At 56.9% G+C, this 9,301-nt stretch carries 9 protein-coding genes; all 9 read right to left on the minus strand.

What is annotated here, in order from left to right; genetic code table 11:
- Positions 1 to 61 precede the first annotated feature (61 nt).
- Positions 62 to 994 carry a ribokinase gene (rbsK, locus tag UC15_RS10565; RefSeq protein WP_112288402.1) on the minus strand — a complete coding sequence of 311 codons (933 nt, stop codon included), beginning with the start codon at positions 992 to 994 and terminating at the stop codon, positions 62 to 64.
- Positions 991 to 1,935: an allose kinase gene (alsK, locus tag UC15_RS10570; RefSeq protein WP_112288403.1), complete on the minus strand. Its 945-nt coding sequence runs from the start codon at positions 1,933 to 1,935 to the stop codon at positions 991 to 993. Before alsK ends, rbsK begins: the two co-directional genes overlap by 4 nt.
- 15 nt (positions 1,936 to 1,950) lie before the next feature.
- The gene (gene alsE, locus UC15_RS10575; protein ID WP_112288404.1) at positions 1,951 to 2,631 is read right to left on the minus strand and encodes a D-allulose 6-phosphate 3-epimerase; all 681 of its coding nucleotides are present in this window, start codon (positions 2,629 to 2,631) and stop codon (positions 1,951 to 1,953) included.
- A 39-nt stretch (positions 2,632 to 2,670) separates the two neighbouring features.
- Positions 2,671 to 3,756 (minus strand): ABC transporter permease, encoded by a 1,086-nt coding sequence (locus tag UC15_RS10580; RefSeq protein WP_112288405.1) that lies wholly within the window; start codon positions 3,754 to 3,756, stop codon positions 2,671 to 2,673.
- A gap of 10 nt (positions 3,757 to 3,766) precedes the next feature.
- Positions 3,767 to 4,756: an ABC transporter permease gene (locus tag UC15_RS10585; RefSeq protein ID WP_112288406.1), complete on the minus strand. Its 990-nt coding sequence runs from the start codon at positions 4,754 to 4,756 to the stop codon at positions 3,767 to 3,769.
- Complete coding sequence (locus UC15_RS10590; RefSeq protein WP_112288407.1) at positions 4,749 to 6,281, minus strand: sugar ABC transporter ATP-binding protein; 1,533 nt, start codon at positions 6,279 to 6,281, stop codon at positions 4,749 to 4,751. Before UC15_RS10590 ends, UC15_RS10585 begins: the two co-directional genes overlap by 8 nt.
- A gap of 2 nt (positions 6,282 to 6,283) precedes the next feature.
- Positions 6,284 to 7,270: a substrate-binding domain-containing protein gene (locus UC15_RS10595; protein WP_369964280.1), complete on the minus strand. Its 987-nt coding sequence runs from the start codon at positions 7,268 to 7,270 to the stop codon at positions 6,284 to 6,286.
- 18 nt (positions 7,271 to 7,288) lie between these two features.
- Positions 7,289 to 8,146: a DeoR/GlpR family DNA-binding transcription regulator gene (locus UC15_RS10600; protein ID WP_112288408.1), complete on the minus strand. Its 858-nt coding sequence runs from the start codon at positions 8,144 to 8,146 to the stop codon at positions 7,289 to 7,291.
- A gap of 353 nt (positions 8,147 to 8,499) precedes the next feature.
- On the minus strand, positions 8,500 to 9,243 hold the full coding sequence (locus tag UC15_RS10605; protein ID WP_112288409.1) for an SDR family oxidoreductase: 744 nt from the start codon (positions 9,241 to 9,243) through the stop codon (positions 8,500 to 8,502).
- Between the last annotated feature and the right edge of the window lie 58 nt (positions 9,244 to 9,301).

Raw genomic sequence — 9,301 nt, forward strand, 5'->3', positions numbered from 1 at the left:
TTCGCAGGGGGAGGAGTAAAGAAAAACCCGCAGCTTTCGCAGGAGCAAAGAAAACCCTGCATCAAACCACCACAACCCCCATTCTTTCCCGTGCTTCTTCATACGTCGGCATTGATGCGGCTGCGCCTGCGCGTTCCACACATACAGAAGCATAAGCGGATGCGAATTGTGCGGCTTCGGGGAGTGTGGCACCGGCGGCGAGTTGGGAGGCCAGTGCGCCGTTAAAGGCGTCGCCTGCGCCGGTGGTATCGACCGGGGTCGCCGGACAGGCCTGGATAATCTGCGTTTCGCCGTTCACCGAAAGCAATGCGCCCTGCGTGCCCAACGTGATGATCAGCGCCTGGATCCCTTTAGCGTGCAGCGCGTGAGCAGCGCGTTCTGCGGAGGGAATATCGCAGACTTCAATGCCGGTCAGCAGCGTGCATTCTGTGGCGTTGGGCGTGAGTAAATCCACCTGGGCCAGCAGATGGTCAGAAACCGGCTGGAACGGCGCGGGGTTGAGGATAATGTAAGTGCCGTTGTCCTTCGCGATACCGATCAGTTTTTCAATCGCTGGCAGGTTATTTTCCAACTGCGTCAGCAGGATATCAGCGGCGGCGACGGCCGGACGGCACTGTTCGACTTCTTCGTCGGTGACCGTCAGGTTGGCGCCCGGATCGACGGCAATCATATTTTCGGCATCGGCTCCGGCGACATAAATCAACGCGTTGCCGGTCGGGCATTCGCTGGTGGAGAACAACGTGACGGCGTCGAAACCGGCGCTGTCGAGATGGCGGCGGGCAAACATGCCGAAATCATCGCGACCAACTTTACCGATGTAATGCACACGCGCACCGGCACGCAGTGCGGCGACCGCCTGGTTGGCGCCCTTGCCGCCCGCGCCCATCATGCTGTTGCGTGCAATCAGTGATTCTCCCGGTTTGGGGAAACGCGCCATGCCTGCCACGATATCGAGGTTGAAAGACCCAAATACGCATACCTTGCCTTTGTTCATGCCTCTCTCCTGAAGGAAAATGTTCCGGCGGCCAGAGCTGGCTGCGACGGAAAAACGCGCTGTGCGGCCAGACACGCGCCACGACAACCGGTCTCGTCGGTGACGGCGCTGAAATGAATGGTCAGGCCGTTCGCCGGATACGGGCTGCGCAGATGGCTGCGTAGCTGCTGTTCCAGTTCGGCCAGCGGGAAGTTTTCCATCGCCAGCACACCGCCGCCCAGCACCAGATATTCGGGATCCAGAATGTTCATTTCGCTGGCGACGGTGCGCGCCAGTCGTGCCACAAATTCAGTTAAATCCACATGCCCGGCATGACGTACAAACAGGTCGGCGAACGGCGTTTGTGGCGCATGTTGCCGTGCCCAGCCGGTCAGCCAGTTACCGGACGTCAGCGTCTCGACGCAGCCGGTTTTGCCGCACGGACAGAGCAACGGATTCCCCGCCAGCGGAATGTGCCCCAGTTCACCCGCACCGCCGTGCGCGCCGTGGTAAAAATCGCCGTTGATCCACAAACTGTTGCCCAGCCCGGTGCCGAGATACAGCCCGACAGCAACATCCGGCAGCGCGCTGTGCTGTGTTAAATCCCACCACATCAGATGGTTTACGTCTTTATCCATCGCCACCGGCAGGTGTAAACGTTGCGAGAGCATCGCCGCCACCGGCTGATTATCCAGTGCGGAGATAAACGGCAGCGACAGCACGGTCTGGCGATCGCGGGACAATACGCCCGGCAGCCCGAGCATGACTTGCGCCACCTGATGATGCGGATCCTGTTCCTGCAAATACGCCGTGATCAGGTTTTCCAGCCCCTGTAACGGGTCAGTCTGCCCCGCCCAGCTTTGGGTCGGGGTTTTGTGGTAGCCGCGAAAATTTTGCTGGCTGTCCATCAGCATTAAACGGGTATTGGTGCCCCCGACATCCACTCCAAGAAAGTGCGGCATACGGCTCTCCTGCCCTCAGGCTGCGTGACGCGCCTGACGCATCTGATCGAGCATTTTGTCCCAGGCAACATCCAGATCGTTGTCCAGCGTGAACAGGCCGGAACTGCCGACGATCAGCACTTCCGCGCCCGCGCCCATCAGATCCTGATAGGTGCGCAGGTTGCAGGAGCCGTCGATTTCGATCAGATAGCGGTAGCCTTTTTGCTGTTTGAGGTCACGCAGTTGCGCGATTTTCCCCAGCATTTCAGGGATGAACGGCTGACCGGCATAGCCAGGATCGACGGTCATCACGGTGATTTTATCCAGCAGATGAATGTAGTGCTGGATGTATTCCACCGGTGTCGCGGGGTTGAGCACCACGCCGACTTTTTTACCCAGCGAGCGGATCTGATTGATGATGCGGAACGCGTCGCGGTTAATGGTTTCTGCGTGCGGACAGATAAAATCGGCACCGGCTTTGGCTATTGGCTCGATAAAGTCAGCCGGGTTTTCCACCATCATATGCACGTCCAGAACTAGCGGCGTATGCGGGCGGATCTGCTCAATAAAGAACGGCGACAGAGTGATATTTTTGACGTAATGGCCGTCCATGATGTCGATGTGCAACATGTCGGCGCGGCGGTTCAGCACTTCAAGTTGCTGTTTAATGTCGATGAGGCTCATGCACATCAGCGACGGAGAAATTTTGTATTCCATGATGTTTTCCTAAGTCAGAGGCAATTTTAAAAAAAGTGTTTAAGGTTGAGCCGCCCGCGCTTTGGCAGCGCTTATTCGTCCCGCCCTTTTTTGCAGATAACGGCTGCGGAAGAATTTCAACGCCAGCACCACAATCAGTACCGCGCCCCACATCGCCAGGCTGAAATGCGGGCTGACGTTCATCAGATTCAGGCCGGTGGAAATCACCTGCAGGACAATCAGCGAGAGCACCACACCTGCGACTTTGCCGAAGCCGCCGTTGGGGTCGGTGCCGCCAAGAATGATGGCCAGCACCGTCAGCAGAAGATAGGAGTCGCCGTAGCCCATGCGCGCCGAGTTGAAACGCGCCATCATGATGAGTCCGGCAATCACGCATAACATGCTGGAAATCACGTAGATGGCGATCAGCACGCGGTGGGTATTGATGCCGCTGAAATGGGTGGCGTTGATGTTGCTGCCGCTCATGTAGATGTATTTACCGAGGCGGGTGCGTTCTAAAAACACCGCGATTAATGCTGCGGTCAGCAGGAAGATAATCAGCGGAACCGGCACGCCGAGCAGGGTTTCCGCGCCGATAAAGCGCACGATATCGGGCATACCGCTGATCGCCGCACCGCGTGAAAGGTAGATGCCGACGCCGTTCACCATGGTCATGGTCGCCAGCGTCACCAGAATCGGATGCGCGCCAACGTACGCCACCAGCGCGCCGGTCAGCATGCCAATCACCAGCGCCAGAATCATTGCGCCGACCAATGCCAGCGTCAGCCAGACCGCCTGCATCGCCATGCTGGCATCCGGTGGCAGCCAGGTGAGAAACACCCACGCCATCAGTAAACTGGTCAGGTTGGCGGTGGCGATAATGCACAGGTTCAGGCCACCGCTGAGGATCGGGATAAACATCGCCAGCGTCAGTAAACCGAGTTCCGGCAGCTGGAAGGCGACGCTCATAAAGGTGGCGTCACTGAAGAAGCGCCCCGGCATCGCCAGGCTGAAGCCGATGATCACCACCAGCAATAACAGCGATAATCCCAATGTTGTGCTATCTATTTTCAGGGAAGCGATTTTCAGGCGAGGCCGCGCATCGGGCTTCGCTTTAAGACTCACATTTCTGCTTTTTGCGAACATAGCGTTTTCCTCAGGCGAAGCCGACTTCGGTTTCTTTGCGTTTCTTGTAATGGGTGACGGTGATGGCCGCGACGATCACCACGCCGATGACGATGTTCATGAAGTAACTGGAAACGCCGATCAGGTTGAGGCCGTTTTTCAGCACGCCAATCAGGAACACGCCCATCAGTGTGCCGACCACGCTGCCTTTACCGCCGTTGAGGCTGGCACCGCCGAGTACCGCCGCCGCCAGCACATCCAGCTCGCCGCCGACCAGCGCATTCGGCACCACCTCACCGACGCGATACACCTGCACCAGCCCGCCAATCGCGGCCATTGCGCCGAGATATCCGTAAGCAAACAGATGCAGCAGTCCGACACGTATACCGATACGGCGCGCAGATTCCTGATCGCCTCCCACCGCAAACAACTGGCGTCCGAGATGGGTTTTGTTGAGCAGGATCCAGCTCAGTCCGGCGACCGCCAGCATCACCACCACCGGCAAACCAATCTGATAATGCTGTTCGCCGACGCTGAACGGCAGCACGCGGATTGGCGTCGTCAGCCAGTCCGGCAGGTCATACAGACTGGTGCCGTTGGTCAGCCACATCAGCATGCCAAACAGCAGCGACTGCATACTGATGGTGACGATGATCGACACGATGCGCAGGCAGTAGATCAGAATGGCGTTGATCATCCCCAGCACCGTGCCGATGGCGACCGCCAGTAAAATGCTGCCGGTCGGGCTGCTCAGGCCGTAGTGGATCGCCAGTGTCGCGATGATGTACTGCACGACAGAAGCCACGGCAGCGAACGAAATATCGATACCGCCGGTGACCAGCACCACGAACAGGCCGAGGGCAAAGATGCCGCTGACGGCGTAGCTTTCAGTCAGATCCAGCAGGTTCTGCAAGGTCAGAAACTGATTGCTGAGTAAGGAAAAGGTGACAATCACCACCAGCAATACCCAGGCTAAATAACCTTCGTTGCTGGACGGGCGTAACCGGCTGAGCTTAAGCATTGACCGCCTCCGCAAGTTGTTGCTGGGTGATCGCGCCCGGCAGATATTCGCCAACCACCGTGCCCTCACTGAAATGCAGCACGCGGTCGCAGTTGAAATAGACTTCCGGCACTTCATCGGAAATCAGCAGGATTGAAATCCCCTCTTCCGCCAGCTGGTGGATCAGCTGATAAATGCTGGCTTTCGCGCCGACATCGACGCCGACCGTTGGGGAATCAAGGATCAGGATTTTCGGCTGCGTCAGCACCCATTTCGCGAGCACGATCTTTTGCTGATTGCCGCCGGAAAGCGTGGAAATCGCCTGTTCAGGACTGGCGACTTTGACGCCGAGTTTTTCGATCCACTGCTGGATGATCTTGTTTTTACGGTATTCGTCGATCAGGTGAAAACGGCTGCGCAACTGATCCATGATCGCCAGCACGGTGTTGTCGCCGACGGATTGCTGCTGGATCAGGCCGAGCGTCAGGCGATCTTCCGAGACGTAACCGACGCCGGATTTGATCGCGTCTTCGTGGCTGCGAAAACGCACCGGTTTACTGTCGAGGTAGATTTTGCCGCTGTCCGGTTTGGTCATGCCAAACAGACTGAGCGCCAGTTCAGTACGGCCGGAACCGAGCAGGCCGCATAAACCGAGCACTTCGCCGGCGTGCAGTTTGAAACTGACATCGTGATACTGCCCTGCGCGGCTGAGTTTGTCGGTTTCCAGCATGATGCGTTCGTCATTCATGTTGGCGGCTTTCAGCCGGTAATCGAGTTTCAGGCCTGTCATCAGCTCGGTCAGGCGTTCGCTGCTGACTTCGGAGGCCGGGAATGTCCCGACTTTTTTACCGTCGCGGATAACCGTGACGCTGTCGGAAATCTCCAGCACTTCATCGAGGCGATGGCTGACGAACACCACGCTGATGCCTTTGCTTTTCAGGTAATGCACAGTGCGCAGCAACTGATTCACTTCAGTACGGGTCAGCGAGGCGGTCGGTTCATCCATAATCACTAATCGCGCATCGGCGACCAGCGCCCGGCAAATCGCCACCTGCTGACGCTGGGCAATCGGCAGTGCCGAGACTTTGCTGTCGAGATCGAGCGTGTAATTCAGTTCAGTCAAAATGCGCTGCGCAGTTTCCCGCAGACGTGACGGGCGATACCAGCCCATCAGCCCCTGTAAGTTGTGGTCGAAGGCGATGTTCTCGAACACGCTGAGGTTCGGGAACAACGACAAGTCCTGATAAATCACCTGCACGCCAAACTGCCGCGCCTGATCCGGAGACAGTTTGCTGAAACTCTGGCTGCCCTGCGAGGGCGAACTGAGCGTGATCTGGCAGCCGTTATCCGGCTGATAAACCCCCGAGATCACTTTGATCAACGTACTTTTTCCGCAGCCGTTGGTGCCCGCCAGGCAGTGAACTTCGCCCTGCATCAGCCGCAGGGAAATGTCGTTGAGCGCACGCTGCCCGCCAAAGGTCACCGACAGGTTTTGCACATCAATCAGCGGCGCGTTATCTGTTTGAATGATCTCGGAGATTGCCATGATTACAGCCCCATTTTGACCAGTTTCGGCAGGTTCGCTTTGTCCAGGCTTTCGGTTTCGTTGCCCAGAATGGTGCGCGTTGCCTCGTCGACTTTCACTTTGCCCATGCCTTCAATGGTCATGCCGTCAGTGATTTTTTCGCCTTTTTCCAGCTTCTCGGCGATGCGCACAAAGACTTCACCGGCGACCATCGGGTTCCAGATAAAGCCGCCTTTGATGGCGCCGGCTTTCACCAGACTTGCGCCCTGGCCCGGACTGAATGGTCCGAATACGCAGATGTCGTCAGTTTTGCCACGGTTAAGCACCGCGCGACCTGCGCCAATCGGGCCTTGTGAACCGATAGCCAGAATGCCTTTCAGATTGGCGTCTTTGGACATCAGGTCGTTGGTGGTACGGATGCTGTCATCGAGGGATTCACCCACGCCAAATTTGTCGCCGACCAGATGCATATTCGGATAGTGTTCTTTCTGATAATTGATGGCGGCATCGGCCCATTTCTGATGCAGTGGCACGGTAAGACTTCCGACGTATACCGCGTAATCACCTTTCTCTTTCATGCACTGCGCCAGCGCGATCATGTGGTTAATGCCGTGCTGCGTGGCATCGACCATTTCGAAATCCCAGTCGGCATATTTCTGATCCGGTGATTCATGCACGATGACTTTGATCCCGGCGTCGTGAGCGCGTTTCAGTACCGGCTCCAGCACGCGGGCATCGTTCGGCACTACGCCGATCACATCCACTTTCTGGGCGATCAGATCTTCAATCGCACGCACCTGCAACGCCGGATCCGCGCTGGTCGGCCCGACCTGCCACGCGTCGATCCCGCGTTTGGCCCCTTCGCTTTTTATCCCGGCTTCCATCGCGTTGAACCAGGCGTTACCGCCGACTTTCACCACCACGCCCATGCGGATTTTGTCGGCGGCGTGCGCAGACAGGGACAACATGGCTGTGGCGAACAGGCAGGCAAGAACGGATTTCTTGATCATGTTTACTCTCCTGGTAGGTCAGTTATGTGCCGCAGCTAACGGGCCGTTGCGGCTGTTTTTAGTTTTTTTCTGTAGGGGTGACGGAGAAACTTCAATCACGTTAACGTTGCTCCAGGCCAGTTCCTGGCGGAATTCTTCATCCTCCAGATGGTCTGTTATCAGTGTGTCGATTTCCCGGTAGTGGCAGATCCGCGCAAAGGAGCGGCGGCCGAATTTGCTGGAGTCAGCCAGCAAAATTTTGTGCTCGGAGGAAAGCAGCATTTGCTGTTTCAGCCGCGCATGATGCTCGTTACTTTCACGGATACCGCCTTCGTGGCTGATGCCGTGACAGGAGAAAAACAGTTTGTTGATGACGAACTCTTTCAGCATTTGCTCGGCCAGCACACCGACAAAATCTTCGTATTTCGCCGAGTATTCACCGCCCAGTCCGATCACCCGCACGTTAGCTTTCACCGCCAGCGTCTGGATGATGTGAACCGAGTTGGTCAGCACCACCAGCTGAATGTCGGGCAACTGACGCGCCAGAAACCAGCTGCTGGAACTGCTGTCGAGCAGCAGGCAATCGCCGGGATTGATCAGCTGTAACGCCCGTTTGGCGATGCGCGTTTTACTGTCCGGCGACTGATTACTGCGGTCACGAAAGGATTCACCCTGTTCAATCTGCGAAGGCACATAGGTTTTTTCGCCCGCCGAATGCTCCATAAACACCGCGCCGCCGTGGCTGCGTAACAGCACGCCGCGCTTTTCCAACAGCGCCAGATCCCGCCGCGCGGTTTCCAGCGAGATGCGGCATAACTGCGCCACTTCCTGCACCAGGATGCGTCCGCGCTGGCTGAGAATTTCGGTGATATAACGATGTCGCTCTACTGGCAGCATGTGGTGATTCCTCTTTCCCGATGTCAAATAGGATACGCAGCCGGGTGTTTACGGAATGCGCAGTGCCTCAAAGGCGACTGTGCGCATTTTTTGCCACAATCGTCCTGTGATAGTTGTCACGAAAAGGTGAGAAAAGATGAAATGTTAAAGTTTGGATCTGTGGCGGGAACGGCATTAAATCGTCATTTGCGTTGCAACAAGACAGCAACAGATTTGCAAACGGTCACAATTCCTCGCGCAATCTGATGACCGTTAATGACCTATTGTGTGGATTTGACCGTTTGAGGGGAGTGAACGGGGAGTGAACGGGGAGTTAACGAGGAGTGATCCCCGTTATCGGCGACTAATTCTGATTACCTGCCGCCTGCCAGCTCGAGAAAGCTGCCGGTGGCGTAAGAGGCTGAATCCGACAGCAGCCAGGAAATCGCCTGTGCGACTTCTTCCGGCTGACCGCCGCGCTGCATCGGCAGATTGGCTTTCACGCGATCGACACGCCCAGGCTCTCCGCCGCTGGCATGCATTTCGGTATAAATCAGGCCGGGACGCACGCAGTTTACGCGAATACCGTAAGCCGCCACTTCCAGCGCCAGACCGGTGGTCAGGGTATCCACCGCGCCTTTCGATGCCGCGTAATCGACATATTCGCCCGGTGCGCCCAGACGGGAGGCCGCTGAGGACACATTCACAATCGCCCCGCCCTTTCCGCCATGCCGATGCGACATGATTTTCACCGCCTCGCGGCAGCACAGGAAATACCCGGTCACGTTGGTAGACAGCACTTTATTGATACGTTCGGCGGAGAGATTTTCAATGGTGGTCTGCTGGAACAAAATCCCGGCATTATTCACCAGCGCGGTGATCGGGCCGAGTTCGGCGCTGAGCTGTTTGAACATCGCGGCAACCTGCGCTTCATCAGCAATATCAGCCTTCAGCGCAATTGCTTTGCCACCAGCCTGATGGATTTCATCGATAACAGATTGTGCTGCGGTTTCGTTATTCAGGTAATTCACACCGACGGCGTAACCCTGCTGCGCAAGAAGGAGAGCCGTTGCACGGCCAATGCCGCGGCTGGCGCCGGTGACGAGAGCGATTTTCATTGAATACTCCAGTGGGGGAAGTGAGGAAAGTGCTTACACCTCCCCCTGCGAAGGGGGA

The sequence above is a fragment of the Rahnella sp. AN3-3W3 genome, from assembly GCF_003263545.1.
Taxonomy (GTDB): domain Bacteria; phylum Pseudomonadota; class Gammaproteobacteria; order Enterobacterales; family Enterobacteriaceae; genus Rahnella; species Rahnella variigena.

Bases quoted from the DNA above. Each gene is read 5' to 3' on its own strand.
- alsE (WP_112288404.1), bottom strand. From the start codon at position 2,631: ATGGAATACAAAATTTCTCCGTCGCTGATGTGCATGAGCCTCATCGAC.
- alsK (WP_112288403.1), bottom strand. From the start codon at position 1,935: ATGCCGCACTTTCTTGGAGTGGATGTCGGGGGCACCAATACCCGTTTA.
- UC15_RS10585 (WP_112288406.1), bottom strand. From the start codon at position 4,756: ATGCTTAAGCTCAGCCGGTTACGCCCGTCCAGCAACGAAGGTTATTTA.
- UC15_RS10605 (WP_112288409.1), bottom strand. From the start codon at position 9,243: ATGAAAATCGCTCTCGTCACCGGCGCCAGCCGCGGCATTGGCCGTGCA.
- rbsK (WP_112288402.1), bottom strand. From the start codon at position 994: ATGAACAAAGGCAAGGTATGCGTATTTGGGTCTTTCAACCTCGATATC.
- UC15_RS10590 (WP_112288407.1), bottom strand. From the start codon at position 6,281: ATGGCAATCTCCGAGATCATTCAAACAGATAACGCGCCGCTGATTGAT.
- UC15_RS10600 (WP_112288408.1), bottom strand. From the start codon at position 8,146: ATGCTGCCAGTAGAGCGACATCGTTATATCACCGAAATTCTCAGCCAG.
- UC15_RS10595 (WP_369964280.1), bottom strand. From the start codon at position 7,270: ATGATCAAGAAATCCGTTCTTGCCTGCCTGTTCGCCACAGCCATGTTG.
- UC15_RS10580 (WP_112288405.1), bottom strand. From the start codon at position 3,756: ATGTTCGCAAAAAGCAGAAATGTGAGTCTTAAAGCGAAGCCCGATGCG.